This window comes from Streptomyces sp. NBC_00210, assembly GCF_045160975.1.
GTDB lineage: Bacteria > Actinomycetota > Actinomycetes > Streptomycetales > Streptomycetaceae > Streptomyces.
Map to the genome: position 1 here is coordinate 6,605,625 of NZ_CP108120.1, position 17,899 is coordinate 6,623,523.

At 68.9% G+C, this 17,899-nt stretch carries 14 protein-coding genes and 1 tRNA gene; 4 read left to right on the forward strand and 11 right to left on the reverse strand.

What is annotated here, in order from left to right; genetic code table 11:
- Positions 1-43 precede the first annotated feature (43 nt).
- Positions 44-116 (reverse strand) — tRNA-Leu (locus OG729_RS29835).
- 99 nt (positions 117-215) lie between these two features.
- Between OG729_RS29835 and OG729_RS29840 the strand changes: the two genes are divergently transcribed.
- On the forward strand, positions 216-869 hold the full coding sequence (locus tag OG729_RS29840; RefSeq protein WP_360873962.1) for a response regulator: 654 nt from the start codon (positions 216-218) through the stop codon (positions 867-869).
- An 85-nt stretch (positions 870-954) separates the two neighbouring features.
- Here OG729_RS29840 and OG729_RS29845 read toward each other — a convergent pair whose 3' ends face one another.
- The 5 genes from OG729_RS29845 to OG729_RS29865 form a co-directional block, all read right to left on the reverse strand.
- The gene (locus OG729_RS29845) at positions 955-1,671 is read right to left on the reverse strand and encodes an ABC transporter ATP-binding protein (RefSeq protein ID WP_405808959.1); all 717 of its coding nucleotides are present in this window, start codon (positions 1,669-1,671) and stop codon (positions 955-957) included.
- Entirely contained in the window at positions 1,671-2,582 is a 912-nt protein-coding gene (locus OG729_RS29850; protein ID WP_360873956.1) for an ABC transporter ATP-binding protein, read from the reverse strand. The genes OG729_RS29845 and OG729_RS29850 overlap by 1 nt, the downstream gene beginning before the upstream one ends.
- A 3-nt stretch (positions 2,583-2,585) precedes the next feature.
- Positions 2,586-4,412, reverse strand: coding sequence for a branched-chain amino acid ABC transporter permease (locus OG729_RS29855; protein ID WP_405808960.1), 1,827 nt, complete (start codon positions 4,410-4,412; stop codon positions 2,586-2,588).
- A 5-nt stretch (positions 4,413-4,417) separates the two neighbouring features.
- On the reverse strand, positions 4,418-5,347 hold the full coding sequence (locus OG729_RS29860; protein WP_355832226.1) for a branched-chain amino acid ABC transporter permease: 930 nt from the start codon (positions 5,345-5,347) through the stop codon (positions 4,418-4,420).
- A gap of 95 nt (positions 5,348-5,442) precedes the next feature.
- Positions 5,443-6,672 (reverse strand): branched-chain amino acid ABC transporter substrate-binding protein, encoded by a 1,230-nt coding sequence (locus OG729_RS29865; RefSeq protein WP_360873949.1) that lies wholly within the window; start codon positions 6,670-6,672, stop codon positions 5,443-5,445.
- A gap of 444 nt (positions 6,673-7,116) precedes the next feature.
- Between OG729_RS29865 and OG729_RS29870 the strand changes: the two genes are divergently transcribed.
- A complete protein-coding gene (locus tag OG729_RS29870) occupies positions 7,117-7,305 on the forward strand; it encodes a hypothetical protein (RefSeq protein ID WP_360873946.1) in 189 nt (62 codons plus the stop codon).
- 241 nt (positions 7,306-7,546) lie between these two features.
- On the opposite strand, the gene OG729_RS29875 is transcribed toward OG729_RS29870, so the two are convergent.
- The 4 genes from OG729_RS29875 to OG729_RS29890 form a co-directional block, all read right to left on the reverse strand.
- A complete protein-coding gene (locus tag OG729_RS29875; RefSeq protein WP_405808963.1) occupies positions 7,547-7,894 on the reverse strand; it encodes a hypothetical protein in 348 nt (115 codons plus the stop codon).
- Positions 7,895-8,100: 206 nt separating this feature from the next.
- The gene (locus OG729_RS29880; protein WP_360873940.1) at positions 8,101-8,979 is read right to left on the reverse strand and encodes a trypsin-like serine protease; all 879 of its coding nucleotides are present in this window, start codon (positions 8,977-8,979) and stop codon (positions 8,101-8,103) included.
- Between the two features lie 189 nt (positions 8,980-9,168).
- Positions 9,169-9,642, reverse strand: coding sequence for a PaaI family thioesterase (locus OG729_RS29885; protein WP_405808965.1), 474 nt, complete (start codon positions 9,640-9,642; stop codon positions 9,169-9,171).
- A gap of 100 nt (positions 9,643-9,742) precedes the next feature.
- Positions 9,743-12,016, reverse strand: a complete 2,274-nt coding sequence (locus OG729_RS29890; protein ID WP_405808967.1) for an FdhF/YdeP family oxidoreductase — start codon at positions 12,014-12,016, stop codon at positions 9,743-9,745.
- Between the two features lie 142 nt (positions 12,017-12,158).
- On the opposite strand from OG729_RS29890, the gene polA reads away from it, so the two are divergent.
- Positions 12,159-14,867, forward strand: coding sequence for a DNA polymerase I (gene polA / locus OG729_RS29895; protein ID WP_405811333.1), 2,709 nt, complete (start codon positions 12,159-12,161; stop codon positions 14,865-14,867).
- Between the two features lie 124 nt (positions 14,868-14,991).
- On the opposite strand, the gene OG729_RS29900 is transcribed toward polA, so the two are convergent.
- On the reverse strand, positions 14,992-15,819 hold the full coding sequence (locus OG729_RS29900; protein ID WP_405808969.1) for a DUF4184 family protein: 828 nt from the start codon (positions 15,817-15,819) through the stop codon (positions 14,992-14,994).
- Positions 15,820-16,113: 294 nt separating this feature from the next.
- Between OG729_RS29900 and OG729_RS29905 the strand changes: the two genes are divergently transcribed.
- Positions 16,114-17,793 (forward strand): lytic murein transglycosylase, encoded by a 1,680-nt coding sequence (locus OG729_RS29905; RefSeq protein WP_405808971.1) that lies wholly within the window; start codon positions 16,114-16,116, stop codon positions 17,791-17,793.
- Positions 17,794-17,899 lie beyond the last annotated feature (106 nt).

The window sequence follows — 17,899 nt, forward strand, 5'->3', positions numbered from 1 at the left end:
CTTCGGAGGGGCCTCAGTCGTGACCTTGGAAAACGAGGGAAAGTACCCCGGGTGGGATTCGAACCCACGCTGGATGGTGTTTGAGACCATTGCCTCTACCGCTGGGCTACCGGGGCGCCCTTGGAAACAAAGGATGGCGAAGACCCTTCGTGTCCCAACCATACAGGAGCTGGGTAGGCTCATGGGGAGCACCCTGCCTTGGAATGAGGAGTCCCGTGACCGCCCCCGAGTCGCCCCAGCCCACCGCCGATGACGACAAGTCGCACGTCCCTCCGCTGACGACCCGCGTGGTGATCGCCGAGGACGAGGCCCTCATCAGGCTCGACCTCAAAGAGATGCTGGAGGAAGAGGGGTACGCGGTCGTCGGTGAGGCCGGAGACGGCCAGCGGGCCGTCGAGCTCGCCCGGGAGCACCGGCCCGACCTGGTCATCCTCGATGTGAAGATGCCCGTCCTGGACGGGATCTCCGCGGCCGAGAAGATCGCCGAGGAGTCCATCGCCCCCGTTCTGATGCTGACCGCGTTCTCGCAGCGCGATCTCGTCGAGCGGGCCCGGGACGCCGGAGCCATGGCCTATCTGGTGAAGCCGTTCAGCAAGAGCGATGTGGTGCCCGCCATCGAGATGGCCGTCTCCCGCTTCACCGAGCTCAAGGCGCTGGAGAAGGAGGTCGCGGACCTCTCGCAGCGGCTGGAGACGCGCAAGCTGGTGGACCGCGCGAAGAGCATTCTGCAGACGCAGTACGGGCTCACCGAGCCGAACGCGTTCCGCTGGATCCAGAAGACGTCTATGGACCGGCGGCTGTCGATGCAGCAGGTGGCCGAAGCGGTCATCGAGGACGCCGAGGAGAAGAAGGCCGCTAAGGGCGAGTAGCGCATTCAGCAGGCCATGTCAGCAGTACATACAAAGAGGCCCGCACCCCGAGCTCGGGGTGCGGGCCTCTCCGTATACGTACGGCTCAGTCCTCGCCGAGATACGCCTTGCGGACCGAGTCGTCGTGGAGCAGGTCCTGGCCCGTGCCCGAGAGCACGATGTTGCCGATCTCCATGACATGGCCCTGGTCAGCGAGCGAGAGCGCGGCCTGGGCGTTCTGCTCGACGAGCAGAATGGTGGTGCCCTGGGCCTTGAGCTCTACGATCGTCGCCATGATCTTCTGCATCATGATCGGCGAGAGACCCATGGAGGGCTCGTCGAGCATGAGCAGCTTGGGCTGGGACATGAGCGCGCGCCCCATGGCGAGCATCTGCTGCTCGCCGCCGGAGAGCGTGCCGGCGGCCTGCTTGCGCCGCTCACCCAGGATGGGGAAGAGGTCGTAGGCGCGCTGGATGTCCTTCTCGATCCCGGCCTTGTCGCTGCGGAGGAAGGCGCCCAGCCGCAGGTTGTCCTCGATCGTCATGCGCGGGAAGATGTGCCGCCCCTCGGGGGAGTGGGCGAGACCGAGCGAGACGATCTGGTGGGCCGGTACCTTCTTGAGCGACTTGCCGTTGAACTTGATCTGGCCGCCGACGGGCTTGAGAAGGCCCGAGAGGGTGCGCAGCGTGGTGGTCTTGCCGGCGCCGTTGGTGCCAATCAGGGTGACGACCTCGCCGGCCTCGACGCTGAACGAGATGCCCTTGACGGCCTCGATCTTGCCGTAGGCGACGCGCAGGTCCTCGACTTCGAGAAGTGCGGTCATCAGTCGTTCTCCTTGCTGGCGGACTCGGCGGGTCCGGTGGACTCCGCTGCGCCGGTTTCTGCCGCCACTACTTCCGCGACTTCTTCGTCGCCGGGGGCGCCTTCGAAGGGTTCGCCGAGGTAGGCCGCGACGACTCGCTCGTCTCCCTGGACGGTTTCGCTGTCGCCCTCGACGAGCTTCTCGCCCTGGACGAGCACCGCGACGCGGTCGCACAGGTTGAAGATGAAGCGCATGTCGTGCTCGATGACGAGGACGGCGATGCCCATGTCCCGGATGGCGAAGACGAGTTCCTCGGTGGCCCGGGTCTCCTGCGGGTTCATGCCGGCCGTCGGCTCGTCCAGGAGGAGCAGACCCGGGTCGCTCGCCAGGGCGCGCGCGATCTCGAGCTTGCGCTGCTCGCCGTAGGGGAGGTTGCGGGCGAGGTGCTCGGCCTTGCCGGCGAGGCCGATGAACTCGAGGAGTTCCATGGCCCGTGCCCGGGACTTGGCCTCGGCCTTGTGGAAGCCGGGGCCGCGCAGGAGGGCGGACCAGAGGCCTTCCTTGGTACGGGTGTGGCGGCCGACGAGCACATTCTCCAGGACGGTCATGTTGCCGAAGAGGCGGATGTTCTGGAAGGTGCGCGCGACGCCCGCCGCCGTGACCTTGAAGGACTTGGCGGGGAGGACGGTGCCCTTGTAGCGGACCTCGCCCTCGGTGGGGATGTAGAGACCGGTGAGGCAGTTGAAGAAGGTGGTCTTCCCCGCGCCGTTGGGGCCGATGAGGCCGACGATCTCGCCGCTGTTGACGGTGAGGTCGACCGAGCGTACGGCGGTGAGGCCGCCGAACCGCATGGTGACGCCGCGGGCGTCGAGGACCGTCTCGCCGGGCGCCGTGGCCGGGGCGGTGTCCTTCGTGGTGGTGTCGGTGGTCATGGATCAGGCCCCTGTCTTGCTGAGGACTGCGGGCGCTTCCGCGGATTCGTGGAACTCGAGCTGGCGGCGCCGGTTGGGGATGAGTCCCTCGGGCCTGAAGCGCATCAGGAGTACGAGCGCGAGGCCGAAGGCGAGGAGCTGGTAGTCGCCGAGGAACTGCAGCTTGGCCGGGATCAGGTAGAGCAGCGCGGCGCCGACGAGCGGTCCGCTGATGGTGCCCATGCCGCCGAGGACGACCGCGGCCAGCAGGAACGCCGAGTTCGGCGGGACCACGTGGGCGAACTGGTACTGCTCCGGCGTCACGGTGTAGGTGACGTGGGCCTGGACCGTGCCGGCGAGGCCGGCGAGAGTCGCACCGAGGGCGAACGCGATGAGCTTGACCCGGAAGCCGTTGATGCCCATGGCGAGCGCCGCGGTCTCGTCCTCGCGGATCGCGATCCAGGCGCGGCCGATGCGGGAGTCACCGCTGCGGCGGAAGACCACCACGACGATCAGGGTGATCAGCAGCATCAGGAAGAAGTAGTTCGCGAACCGGCCGATGGTGACGCCGAAGAGGCTGTGCTCGAGTCCGAAGTCGAAGCCGAACATCTGCAGGTTCGGGATCGACGAGATGCCGTTGGACCCGTTGGTGATGTCGGGGCCGGAGGTGCCGTCGAGGTTGTTGACGGTGATCCGGAAGATCTCACCGAAGCCGAGCGTCACGATCGCGAGGTAGTCGCCGCGCAGTCGAAGGGTCGGGGCGCCGATGAGGACACCGAAGACCATGGACGCGGTGGCGCCGACGAGGACCGCTCCCCAGAAGGGGAAGTGGACGTCGAACGGCGAGGACGGCGATCCGGAGACCATGGCCGCGGCGTACGCGCCGACGCCGAGGAAGGCGACGTAACCGAGGTCGAGGAGTCCGGCGAGGCCGACGACGATGTTCAGACCGAGGGCGACGGTGGCGAAGATCAGGATGTAGACGCCGATGGTCGCGTACTGGTCGTCGGACTGGGTGAAGGGGAACGCGGCGGCGGCGGCGAACGCGCCGGCCATCGTCACGTTGCGGTGCTTCGCGGTGATCGCGGACACCCGTCCGACCAGTCCGGCCTTGAAGAGCGCGCCGAACCCGAAACCGGCGGTGATGAGGAAGCCGATGAAGAGCTCGTCGTACTCGGTGCCGATGCCGTACGTGAAGACGACCAGGCCGAAGCTGAGCGCTGCGACGATGATCAGGATCTCGACGTACGAGGGCAGCTTGCGGGCGGGTGCCGCGGTGCCGCTGGCGAAGGCCGCCTTGAACGTGGTGAAGGAGGCGCGGGCGTTGTGCCGGAACTGGTCCCAGCCGGAGTCATCGGGGTCCACCGGGTCGGGCGCGGGGCGCTCGAAGGGGAGTCCGAGGGCGCCGATGAGAGCGGCCAGGGTGGCGATTCCCGCGACGAAGCCGCCGGGCTCGAGGTTGGCGAGGCCGCCGAGCTGGTAGCTGATCGCGATCAGGGTGAACCAGGTGGTGGCGAAGGCGCCGAGTGCGGAGAGCCTGATGGAGCTGTCGGCACCGGCGGGGGTGAGCCACTTCAGGCCCTTGACCCCGTACGAGGAGAGTCCGAACAGGGTGGTCAGGGCGCCCGCGATGAGGACGAGCCACTGGAGTCCGCCGGGGTAGCCGTAGACGGTGAGGTCGCCCGGGAAGGCGGCCGTCCAGGTCCAGGCGGTGAACGCCGAGATGACGGTGAGGGCGCCGCCGCCGGTTGCGACCGCTCGCGCGATGGTCGGCGGGAGGGCGATGAGGCCCGACTGTGCGCTGTCGGCCGGGGTCCGCGGGGTTTCCGCGGTGGTGGTCTGTGTCGTCATCGGTGTCACGCCCTGTCCGCGACGCGCTCGCCGAGGAGGCCCTGTGGCCTGACGAGGAGCACGACGATGAGAAGTACGAAGGCCCAGACGTCGGCCCAGGACTGGCCGCCGAGCTGCTGCATGCCGGGGATGTCGTTGATGTAGGCCGTGGCCATGGTTTCGGCGATGCCCAGGGCGAGACCGCCCAGCATGGCGCCGTAGATGTTGCCGATTCCGCCGAGGACGGCTGCGGTGAACGCCTTGAGGCCGAGGATGAAGCCCATGCGGAAGTTCACTTCGCCGTACTTGAGGCCGTACGCGACGGCTCCGACGGCCGCGAAAGCGGCGCCGAGGGCGAACGCGACCACGATGATGCGGTCGGTGTTGATGCCCATGAGCTTGGCCGTGTCCGGATCCTGGGCGGTGGCCTGCATACCGCGTCCGGTGCGGGTCTTCATGACGAAGAACGCGAGGATCGCCATGCAGATGGGAGCGGCGATCAGCAGGAAGATGTCACCGGTCTGGATGGTGATGCTGCCGAGGTGGAAGGGGCCACCTGGGATTTCGGGGAAGGTACGGGAGGACTTCGCCTCGGGGTACCAGGCCCACACCGCCTGCTGGAGAGCCAGCGAGAGGCCGATGGCGGTGATGAGTGGTGCGAGGCGGGGTGCGGTGCGCAGCGGTCGGTAGGCGAAGCGTTCCGCCCCGACCGCGATGGTGGTGGCGACGATGATCGCGCCGATGAGCATGAGTGGCAGGGCAAGCCACATGGTGGTGCCGGTGGGAAGGATGAGCCAGACCGTGAGGGCCCCGAACCCTCCGGTCATGAAGATCTCGCCATGGGCGAAGTTGATGAGCTGGACAATGCCATAAACCATCGTGTAGCCGATGGCGACGAGCCCGTACATGGATCCCAGTAGCAGGCCGTTGACCAGCTGTTGCGGCAGTTCGTGCACCGCAGGTCCTCCGAGTCTTTCGACGGATGTGACACCGCGCGGGGCGCTGGTTCTGCGGCGCCCCGCGCGGCTTGTGAGGTGTTACGGAGTGAGGATCAGCCGGCGAACGTGCCGGACTTGACGGCCTTCCAGGCAGCGCCCTCGTACTTGTAGACGGTGAGCTGCTTGTTGGTGGCGTCGCCGAACTCGTCGAAGGAGACCTTGCCGGTCACTCCGTCGAAGGAGACACCCTGCAGGGCCTCGATGACCTTGGCGCGGGCATCGGAGGGAAGCTTGCCGTCGTTGCCCTCGACGACCTTCTTCACGGCCTCGATGATCGACCAGGCAGAGTCGTACGAGTAGCCGCCGTAGGCCTCGTAGGCCTCCTTGTAGCCGCCGGCCTTGTAGTTGGCCACGAAGTCCTTGGCCGAGGGGAGCGTCTCGACCGGCGCACCGACCGAGGTGGCGAGGTCGCCCACGCCCTCCTTGCCCGAGAGCTTGATGAAGTCGGCGCTGTAGATGCCGTCGCCGCCGACGAGCGGGATCGCGGCGCCGGACTTCTTGATCTGCTTGCTGAGCGGGCCCGCGACCGGGTACTCGCCGCCGTAGTAGACGACGTCGGCCTTGGAGCTCTTGATCTGGGTGACGACGGCCGCGAAGTCCTTGGTGTCAGGGTTCACGTGCTCGGTGCCGGCGACCTTGCCGCCGAGCTTCTCGAACTCCGCCTTGAAGGTGGCGGCGAGGCCGGCACCGTACGTCTTCTTGTCATCGATGATGAAGACGTTCTTCTTCTTGGCGTCGTTGAAGAGGTACTGCGCGGCGAACGGGCCCTGGATGGCGTCCGTGGTCGCGGTGCGGAAGTACGACTTGTAGGGGCGGGCCTTCTCGCCGCTGTTCCACTTCGGTCCCTGGGTCAGGGCCGGGTTGGTGTTGGCGGGGGAGACCTGAGCCAGCTTGGCGTCGTCGAAGACCTTCTGCATGGACTCGGCGACCGAGGAGTTCAGCGGGCCGACGACACCGAGGACGTCCTTGTTGGCGACGAACTTGGTGGCGTTCTGCTGTCCGGAGGACGGCTGGGCCTGGTCGTCGAAGGCCTCGACCTTGAAGGTGATGCCGTTGACGTACTTCTTCGCGTTGGCCTGCTTGGCCGCGAGGTCGACGGAGTTCTTGATGCCGAGACCCAGAGCGGAGAGCTCACCGGTCAGCGGGGCGTCGATGCCGATGACGACCGTGGTACCGCCGCCCTCGGCCCCACTTTTGCTGTCGTCGCGAGAGCCACAGGCGGTGAGCGCAAGGGCTCCCGCGGTGAGCGCAGCCGTCATGGCTATGAGCGAACGTTGACGCACGATCAGTCCTTTCACCTGGCACGGCCGCCCCCCATGGGACGTACCGAGTCGAGCGCTGGAACCGAACTGAAGGTAATCCGGCGGCGCGGTGACTGGGCGTGACTCTAAGCGCGGTATTGGGGGAGGTGGAGTGGTCTGGCCAAGGATGTGACGCTCTTGTTATGCCGCGGCGTACTGCATAGCGGAGTTTCGCGGGTGGAACGGGGGAATTCCGGTCGGTTCGTCTTGTCCGCATGCTGAGAACGTGCAGGACCGTCCGGCGGTTTGAGTCCTGACATTTGATCTTCGGGGCACGCAGTGCCAACCGCTCTGGCCAGGTCTCGGGCATACCGATCGCCCAGAATGTAACTCTGCTCTTGCATTGCTCGCGCATTACGCAGTGTTACGTCGAGGAAAGGGAGACCGGCATTCCGTGCCACCTTTTCGCAATCCGACACCTGAACGATGACGAGTACTTTGCGTGGCCCTTCGGTACTCACGGTGAACGGCGCTGCGGGCCTGGTGGAGACCCGCAGGCCCTCCGAGGTCTGGGTGATCCGCTCGATCGTGACCGGTGGTCCGGAGGTGGTGGTGACCGTGATGGTGAAATCGAACGAGTCGTGTCCGGCGACCGGCCGGGCGGGTGCCTCGTAGGCCAGCGCGACCGCCTGCGCAGGCCAAGGCGTCGGGGGCGGCGGAGGCGGCGTCGGCCGGGTCACGTAGAGGTACGACGCGCCTGTGGCGAGGACGGCCGCCGAGGTGGCGGCGATGACCGCGGGGCGATGACGCGCGGCGAAGTCGGCGGCTCGGCTCTGCCGCGGCCGTGCCGCGCGGGGAGGGGGTGCGTCGTCCGGCGCGTAGGTGCCCTCGCCCGGCTCGACCGGGCCGACTCCGCTCATTGCCAGGGGCCTCCGGTCGGAGTCCCGCTGCGGTAGCGCTCAGTGCACCGGACTGTGGCCTGACTGTCGATCAGCTTCCCTGCGGCGTCCGCCCCCAGGCGCTTCTGTTCGGTGCGGGCGGCGGCCACCACGTCCAGCAGGATCTGGTTCTGTCCGCCGGACAGACCCATGGCCTGGTAGTCGAGGTTGGCCTGCTTCCCGCCGTGGAGGACGACCCGCGCCCAGTGGGAGATCAGCCGTTCGCACAGTTCCTTCGGTGAGGTGACGCGCGGAGCCGGTGCGGCGGATTCGGCGGGACCGCCCCCGCAGCCGGTGAGGACGGCCAGCAGCAGGGCGGCGGGCACCGCAAAGTGCCTTGCTCGGCGTGGCGGTCGGGACCCCATGCCGCGACGCTAGCGGGGGTGACGGGAGAGGGCAATGGTGCGCTTGGTGCCGCCGGACGTGCGGTCCGGCGGCACCCACCGCGGGAGGGCGGCGCGGGCTGCGGAAGCTCGGCGAATCGGGCTGCAGCTGCTCCGCGAATCGGGCCACGGCAGCTTGGCGAAACGGGCTACGGCAGCTTCGCGAAGGGGGAGAGGAACGCGCGGGCGCCGGGGGCGTCCAGGCGGTAGGAGACGTTCGTGGCGTAGCACGGGCCGTCGCCCGTGATGGTGGTGGCGACCAGGGTGCGCTTGCCGGCCAGGGTGGCGAAGTTGGGGCCGCCGGAGTCGCCGTAGCAGGCCCCGCCGTTGCCCTGCGGGGCGGTCATGGCCAGGCGCACCCAGGCCTTGTTGAGGGCGTCGAAGCTGACGGGGGCCTTCATTCGGACGCCGCCGCCGGGGTGGGTCTGGCCGCCGGGGCCGCGTGCGGCTTCCTGGGTTCCGTACCCTGCGACGAAGAACGGAGTGTCGTTCAGTCCCTGCGGGCCCAGCGCGTCGAGCGCTCCGGCCTTGGGGAGAGTGGCCGGGGTGAAGGTCCAGCGGGCCTTGACCTGGGCGGCCGGCAGTTCGATGACCGAGATGTCGTGACCGTCCGAGGCGGGGCCCGGGTAGTCGGGGTGGCTGTGGGCGGTGCCCTGGACGGCGACGGCCCTCGCCACGGCCGCCGGGTCGCCGGGGTGTTCGGCGGCGGCCCTGTCGAGGCCCGCTTGCACGTCCTGGTCGAGGGAGACGTAGAACTTCACGTTCGCCGGCCAGTCGGTGGTGCAGTGCGCGGCGGTCAGGAAGGTGTCCGCGTCGATCATGGTGCCGGAGCAGACCCAGTCGACCCGGTCGGGGGTGGCGGGGTTGTCGTCGTTGTCCCAGGTGGCCACGAGGGCGCCGACCTCGGTGCGTTCCGGCGCGGGCGTGGCGTTGTACGAGTTGATCGCTGAGGACGGCAGAGCCGCACTGAGGACGAGCGCGCAGGCTGCCGCGGTGGCGGCACTCAGGCGTACGGGTACGGCAGTCAAGGGGAGACCCTTCGTGTCGCGGGACGGGGGTTCTCCTGTGGGGTGGCCGACAGTGAAGCGCGCGTGTGGGCCGTGCTGCAAGAGTGACGGGAATCTTTGGCTGTTGCTTGACTGATTCCTGCGGCCGAGGGGAAGTTGGCACGGATTTGCGGTCCGGTGCCGGTGTGCGACGCCGGACCGCAGTGCCGGTCAGCCCGTCGTGCCGCCCAGATTCGCATCCCGCAGCAGACAGGTCAGCCTGGCCGTGCAGACCCGCTTGTCCTGCTCATCGGTGATCACGATCTCGTACGTCGCCGTGGAGCGGCCGCGATGCACCGGACTCGCCACGCCGGTGACCAGGCCCGAGCGGACGCCACGGTGGTGCGTGCAGTTGAGGTCCACGCCGACGGCGATCTTGGTGCTACCGCCGTGCAGCATCGAGCCGACAGAGCCGAGCGTCTCGGCGAGCACGGCGGACGCGCCGCCGTGCAGCAGTCCGTACGGCTGGGTGTTGCCCGCGACCGGCATCGTGCCGACGACGCGTTCCGCCGAGGCCTCGGTGATCTCCACGCCCATACGGTCGCCCAGCGTCCCCGCGGAGAAGAGCGCGGGCAGGTCGACCCCGAGCGCGGCGTATTCGTCGATGACCTCTTGCGGGAACTTCACGGTTCTCTGCTCGCCCATGGGGCCCGGCTCCGATCTCAGTACCTTGCGTGCTGTGTGCACCGTCTTATCAGATGCCTGAGCGAACGCTTAGCGGGGTGTCCCCATTCCCCGCGGCCCCTCACTGCCCGTGCTCGAACCGCACCACCACGGACTTGCTCGCCGGGGTGTTGCTGACGTCGGCGGTGGAGTCCAGCGGCACCAGCACATTGGTCTCCGGGTAGTACGCGGCCGCGCAGCCACGCGCGGTGGGGTAGTGCACCACTCGGAAGCCGGGCGCCCGCCGCTCCACGCCGTCCTTCCACTCGCTGACCAGATCGGTGTACGAGCCGTCCGCAAGGCCCAGCTCCCGGGCGTCCTCGGGGTTCACCAGGACGACCCGGCGGCCGCCCTTGATACCGCGGTAGCGGTCGTCGAGGCCGTAGATCGTGGTGTTGTACTGGTCGTGCGAGCGCAGCGTCTGCAGCAGCAGCCGGCCCGCCGGGACCTCGGGGAACTCCACCGGCGCGGCAGTGAAATTCGCCTTCCCGGTGGCTGTGGGGAAGCGGCGCTCGTCGCGCGGGGCATGCGGGAGCGTGAAGCCGTCGGGGCGGGCGATCTTCGCGTTGAAGTCCTCGAAACCGGGCACCACGCGCGCGATGCGGTCGCGGATCGTCCCGTAGTCCTTCTCGAAGTCCTCCCAGGGCGTCGTCGACGCGGGACCGAGCACCGCACGCGCCATCCGGGTCACGATGGCCGGCTCGGAGAGCAGATGAGGGCTCGCCGGGGGCAGATTGCCGCGCGAGGCGTGCACCTTGCCCATCGAGTCCTCGACCGTCACCACCTGCCTGCCGCCCGCCTGGACGTCCTTGTCCGTCCGGCCGAGGGTGGGCAGGATCAGTGCCCGCGCGCCGGTGACCGCATGCGAGCGGTTCAGCTTGGTCGACACATGGACGGTGAGCCGGGCCCGGCGCATCGCCGCCTCGGTGACCTCGGTGTCGGGCGTCGCGCCCACGAAGTTGCCGCCCATCGCGAAGAAGACCTTCGCCTCGCCGTCACGCAGCGCCTGGATGGAACGTACGACGTCGAAGCCGTGGTGGCGCGGCGGCGCGAAGCCGAACTCCTTCTCCAGGGCGTCCAGGAAGGCCGGAGCGGGCCGCTCGAAGATGCCCATGGTGCGGTCGCCCTGGACATTGGAGTGTCCGCGCACCGGGCAGACGCCGGCGCCGGGGCGGCCTATGTTGCCGCGCAGCAGAAGGAGGTTGACCACCTCGCGGATGGTCGGCACCGCGTGCTTGTGCTGGGTCAGGCCCATCGCCCAGCAGACGATGGTGCGCTTGGAGGCCAGAACCATGGCGAGCGCCCGCTCGATCTCGGCGCGCTGAAGGCCGGTCGCAGCCAGCGTCTCGTCCCAGTCGGCGGCCGCGGCCGCGGCGACGAACTCCTCGTAGCCGTGGGTGTGTTCGCGGATGAACTCCTCGTCGAGGGCCCCGTCCGTCTCGAGGATCAGCTTGTTCAGCAGCCGGAACAGGGCCTGGTCGCCACCGATGCGGATCTGCAGGAAGAGATCGGTGAGAGCCGTCCCCTTGATCATGCCCTGCGGGGTCTGCGGATTCTTGAACCGCTCCAGGCCGGCCTCGGGCAGCGGATTCACCGAAATGATCTTCGCGCCCGCGTTCTTGGCCTTCTCCAGGGCGCTGAGCATCCGGGGGTGGTTGGTGCCGGGGTTCTGCCCGGCGACGATGATCAGGTCCGCCTGGTGGAGATCCTCCAGCGAGACGCTGCCCTTGCCGATGCCGATCGTCTCGGTGAGCGCCGAGCCGGAGGACTCGTGGCACATGTTGGAGCAGTCGGGGAGATTGTTGGTGCCGAATTCGCGGGCGAAGAGCTGGAGCAGGAAGGCGGCTTCGTTGCTGGTGCGGCCCGAGGTGTAGAAGAGCGCCTCGTCGGGGGATGCCAGCGCCGTCAGCTCCTCGGCGATGATCGCGAAGGCCCGTTCCCAGGTCACCGCCTCGTACCGGTCAGCCCCTTCGGGGAGATACATCGGCTGCGTGATACGTCCCTGCTGCCCCAGCCAGTACCCACTGCGTGAGGCGAGATCGGCCAGGGAGTGCGCGGCGAAGAAGTCGGGTGTGACGCGGCGCAGCGTCGCCTCCTCGGCCACCGCCTTCGCGCCGTTCTCGCAGAACTCCGCCGTATGCCGCTTGTCCTCCTCCGGCCAGGCACATCCCGGACAGTCGAAGCCGTCCTTCTGGTTGACCTTGAGGAGGGTCTGCGCGGTACGGCGCACACCCATCTGCTGCTGGGCGATACGGAGTGTGTGCCCGATGGCGGCCAGACCGGCGGCCGCATGATGCGGGGCGGCGACCTGCGGTGCGTCCTGGACCGGGTCACCGGTGGGCGGCTTGGTGGCCATCGCGCTCTCCCTTGAGCCTGCGTGTGCGGTGCGACCCCTGATCCTGCCACGGTCGGGAATGTCAGTGGTACGTGGCAGGATCGGGGACGTGGCTGAGACAGCATCGAAGAAGACCGCAGACAACCGACCGCGCCTGCTCCTCATGGACGGGCATTCCCTGGCGTACCGGGCGTTCTTCGCGCTGCCCGCGGAGAATTTCACGACCGCGACGGGCCAGCCGACCAACGCCATCTACGGCTTCGCGTCGATGCTGGCGAACACGCTGCGCGACGAGTCGCCCACGCACTTCGCGGTGGCGTTCGACGTGTCCCGCAAGACGTGGCGCTCACAGGACTTCCCCGAGTACAAGGCGAACCGCTCCAAGACCCCGGACGAGTTCAAGGGCCAGGTCGAGCTGATCGGCGAGCTGCTCGACACCATGAACGCCGTGCGGTTCGCGGTGGACGGCTTCGAGGCGGACGACATCATCGCCACCCTCGCCACGCAGGCCGAGGCCGCCGGCTTCGAGGTGCTGATCGTCACCGGCGACCGGGACTCCTTCCAGCTGGTCAGCGAGCACACCACCGTGCTCTACCCCACCAAGGGCGTCTCCGAGCTCACCCGCTTCACGCCGGAGAAGGTCCAGGAGAAGTACGGACTCACCCCCCAGCAGTACCCGGACTTCGCGGCCCTGCGCGGCGACCCGTCGGACAACCTGCCGGGCATCCCGGGCGTCGGCGAGAAGACCGCCACGAAGTGGATCAGCCAGTTCGGTTCGTTCGCGGAGCTGGTGGAGCGCGCCGACGAGGTCAAGGGCAAGGTCGGGCAGGCGCTTCGCGACCACCTGGAATCCGTCAAGCTCAACCGCCACCTCACAGAGCTGGTGCGGGACGTGGAGCTGCCGAAGGCCGTCGCCGACCTGGAGCGCCTTGCGTACGACAGGACCGCGCTGAAGGGGTTCCTGGAGGTGCTGGAGATCCGCAACCCGAGCCTGCGCGAGCGGCTCCTCGCGGTAGACCCGGGCGCCGAGGCGGAAGAGGCCCCGGCTCCCGCCGCCGGCGTCGAGCTGGACGGCACGGTGCTCGGCACCGGTGAGCTCGCCCCCTGGCTCAAGGAGCACGGCGGTCAGCCGCTCGGCGTGGCCACCGTCGACACGATTAAGGCGGGTGGCGCGAAGCGCCTCGTTGGAGGGGTGGTGGCGGAAGACGGGCGGGATCCGGGCACCGGCAGCGTCGCCGAGATCGCGCTCGCCACGGCCACGGGACCCGCCGCCTGGTTCGACACCACCCAGCTGAACGAGGCCGACGAGCGGGCCTTCGCCGACTGGATCGCCGACCCCGACCGGCCGAAGGTCATGCACAACGCCAAGGGCGCGATGCGGGTCTTCCCCGAGCACGGCTGGAGCGTCGACGGCGTCACCATGGACACCGCGCTCGCCGCCTATCTGGTCAAGCCGGGCCGCCGCTCCTTCGCGCTGGACGCGCTCTCCGTCGAATATCTCGGCCGTGAGCTCGCCCCGGCCGCCGCCGACGGGCAGCTCGCCTTCGGCGCGGACGAACAGGCCGAGGCCGACGCCCTGATGGCGCAGGCGCGCGCGGTTCTCGACCTCGGCGATGCGTTCACCGCGCGGCTGATCGAGGTCGGCGCGGCCGACCTGCTGCACGAGGTCGAACTGCCCACCTCCGAGCTGCTGGCCCGGATGGAGCGGCACGGCATCGCCGCGGACCGCGCCCATCTGGAGGCCATGGAGCAGCAGTTCGCGGGTGCCGTGCAGCAGGCGGTGAAGGAGGCGCACGCAGCCGTCGGGCACGAGTTCAACCTGGGCTCGCCAAAGCAGCTGCAGGAGGTCTTCTTCGGCGAGCTGAATCTGCCCAAGACCAAGAAGACCAAGACCGGTTACACCACGGACGCGGACGCGCTGGCGTGGCTCGCCGCGCAGACCGAGCACGAGCTGCCGGTCATCATGCTGCGCCACCGTGAGCAGGCCCGGCTGCGCTCCACGGTCGAGGGCCTGATCAAGACGATCGCGGCCGACGGCCGTATCCACACCAGCTTCAGCCAGATCGTGGCGGCGACCGGCCGGCTCTCCTCCACCGACCCGAACCTGCAGAATGTGCCGGTGCGCACGGACGAGGGCCGCGCGATCCGTCATGGCTTTGTCGTCGGCGAGGGCTTCGAGTCGCTGATGACGGCGGACTACAGCCAGATCGAGCTGCGGGTGATGGCCCATCTGTCGGAGGACGAGGGCCTGCTCGAGGCGTTCACGTCCGGCGAGGACCTGCACACCACCGTCGCCTCCCAGGTGTTCTCGGTGGAGCGGTCCAAGGTCGACGCGGAGATGCGCCGCAAGATCAAGGCCATGTCGTACGGACTTGCGTACGGCCTCTCGGCGTTCGGCCTCTCGCAGCAGCTGAACATCGAGGCGGGCGAGGCGCGGGCCCTGATGGACACGTACTTCGAACGGTTCGGCGGCGTGCGCGACTATCTGCGCCGCGTCGTGGACGAGGCCCGCGCCACCGGCTACACGGAGACGATGCTGGGCCGTCGCCGCTATCTCCCCGATCTCAACAGCGACAACCGTCAGCGCCGCGAGGCCGCCGAGCGGATGGCTCTGAACGCCCCGATCCAGGGCACGGCGGCGGACATCGTCAAGATCGCGATGCTGAACGTGGACCGGGCGCTGACGGAGGCGAAGCTCAAGTCCCGGATACTGCTGCAGGTCCACGACGAAATCGTGCTGGAGATTGCGCCCGGCGAGCGGGAGACGGCGGAGGAAATCGTCCGCCGCGAGATGGCGGGCGCGGTTGAGCTGCGCGCACCGCTGGATGTCTCGGTGGGTGCGGGCGGGGACTGGGAGTCCGCGGCGCACTGACCGCGGAGCCCGCGCCCGGCTCCCGTCGGGGCTCCCCCTACGCCCTGCGGCGTGGGGGGAGGGTCCGGGGCGAAGCCCCGGACCGGGAAGGCGCCGCATGCTTCGGCCCGGCCGGCCCCCCGCCTCAGACCCGTATCGCGTGCTCCCGCAAGCGCATGACCACCCCGTACAGCAGAAGTCCCACCGCGAGGCCCGCGCCCGCGCCGAAGCATGCGGTCGGGATGATGTCGAGGGGCGAGTCCACCCGCCCGTAGTACGTGTACCAGCGCGCACACCGCTGTACGACGCCGAGCAGCACGCACAACCCCAGCAGCATCCCCGCCAGCCACCGCCCCCGCCCGTCAAGCGTCGGTGCGGGCGTCGGGGCGGGCGGGGCGGCCGGCGTCTCGGCCGCGGGCCGGAGCCGGAGTGCCGACGCCACGAACCACACCAGCGCCACCAGGGCAAGCGCCGAAGTGCCGTACTGGGCGTAGCTATGAAGGGGGAGCCCGGCCACCTTCTCGTTCAGGACCGGCAGTACCCGCGTACCCCATCGGTCGTGGTGGGTGAAGGAGTCCCAGACGATGTGCGTGCCCGCGCCGACAACCGCCGAGACATAGAAGCGCAGCACCAGCGCCCCGCGTCCGCCCGCGGGCTGCCCCCGCCCGCGCAGGAAGGCGTGGACACGCCCCTGCCAACGGGCGGGCACCAGAGCCACCAACGGCTCGCGCACCATCAGCCACACCGCCAGCAGCGCGGCCGTGATGGCCACATCGACGGTCAGCAGCCCGAGCGGGGCGTGGGTGACATTCCCGAACTCCATCGCCCCCGGAACGGCCGTGGCCGCGAAGTACGTCATGTCCGGCGAGAACGAGCCCATCACGAGCACCGATGCCAGCAGCGGTCCGCGCGCGGACCCGTCCCGGCGGATGCCCGGCAGCACCGCAGCGGCATGGCTCAGCGTGAATGGCATGGTCGTGCCCCCTGGTGGTCGCCCCCTGGGACCCTCGGAATCGCCGGAATCGCCGGAATCCTCGGAACCGTTCGAACCCTCGGGACCCTTGAACCCCTGATCTCTGTCGATCAATGACGTTCAGTATGCGTGACGTTCGAAGTTCGGGTTTGAACTCCGCTGCGGCAACCAGGAGGTGGCGAACTGGTGAAATCCGGTCAGGGGCCGGTGTCCCGTGCCCCCGAGTTGCCGTAGGGTCGCCTGAGTCCCGCGCTGGGGAGCGCGGGCAGTCGCCTACGGGGAGGGAACAGACGTATGGCAGCGCATTTCGGCCGCCGACTGCGCAGGGGAGCGACCACCACCGCGGTAGCCGCGGCTGCTGTCGCCGCACTCTCCGCCTCACAGGCGCCCGGCATCACGCAGGCCATCACGGGCGACAGTCAGGGCGCTTCCGACGCCACCCCGCCGCCCGGTACCCCGGTCACCGGCAACTCCCCGTACTACACGGACCTGCCGCCGCTGAACACCCCCAACAAACCGGGCACTTCCATAGAACTGCCCGCGAACGGACCTACCGAATCGGGCATTCCGGCCTCCGTCCTCGCGGCGTACAAGCAGGCCGAGCGGACCATCGCGGGTTCGGACCCCGGCTGCCACGTCCCCTGGCAACTGCTCGCCGCGATCGGCAAGGTGGAGTCCGGTCAGGCGCGCGGCGGCCGTGTCGACGCCAACGGCACCACACTCTCCCCGATCCTCGGCCCGGTCCTCAACGGCGTCGGCTTCGCCAACATCTCGGACACCGACCACGGCGCGTACGACGGCGATTCGGTGCACGACCGCGCGGTCGGGCCGATGCAGTTCATCCCCTCCACCTGGGAGAAGTGGGGCCAGGACGCGAACGGCGACGGCCGCAGGGACCCCAACAACATCTACGACGCCGCACTCGCCGCCGGACGCTATCTCTGCGCCGACGGCCGTGACCTGGCGGTCAAGTCCGAGCTGGACCGGGCGATCCTCGGCTACAACCACTCGCAGGAGTATCTGCGTACGGTCCTGTCCTGGTTCGAGTACTACAAGCGCGGCACGCACGAGGTCCCGGACGGCAGCGGCGTGCTGCCGATCACCGAGGGACCCGACAGCTCCGAGTCCGTGCCGAGCCACACGCCCACCCCCACGCCGGGCACCGGTACTCCGGACCCCAAGCCCAGTACGCCGAAGCCCGACGGCACCATCAAGCCCACCCCGAGCCCCACCCCCAAGCCGACACCCACACCCACACCCACGCCCACTCCGACGCCGTCCCCCGTCAGCAGCATCGAGAACGCGGGCACCGGCGAGCTGACCGCCATGGCCGGCCACGAGTTCACCGCGCACGCCACCGTGCGTGTGAAGAACGCCGCCGGACGGACCGTCGCGCAGCAGCCCGTCCGGTTCGAGATCGTCGGCGACACCGAGGCCCGCTTCACCGGCGGGAAGGCGAGCGTCGTCCTGAACACCGGCGCGGACGGAACGGTCACCGCGCCCGCTCTCCAGGCAGGCGAGAAGGCCGGCGCCTTCACGGTCCGGGCCACGGTGGTTCTGGTCAACCGCACGCTGCCTCCCGTCAGCCTCGCAGCGACAGTCACCGCCCGCGCCGCCGACGCGGTCGCCCGGACCGACGACAAGGTCCTGACGGCCGCCCCCGGCACGGAGTTCGCGGACGTCGTCGAGGTCAAGGCCACGTACAAGGGCGCCATTGCCCCGGGTGTCGCGGTCACCGCCACCATGATCAAGTCCGCGGACGACCCGGCCGTCAACGACAAGGGTCCGTACTTCAAAGATGCCGAAGGCAAGACGATCCGCACGCTCACGGATCTGAAGACAGATGCCAACGGCGTGCTGAAGCTCCCGAAGATCTTCGCGGACGACCAGACCGGCACCTTCCTGCTCCGCCTCACCACCGAGGGCGGCGCGACCATCACCATCGAGCTGAAGGTCGCCGCCCCGGCCGCCTGACGCGTACAGGCGATTCCCGCACCGCCCCTTTGCCGCTCGTCGGCAGAGGGGCGGTGCAACGTGTTCTCATCTCACGGCTCCATTGCTACGGTGCCCCCGCCCTGAC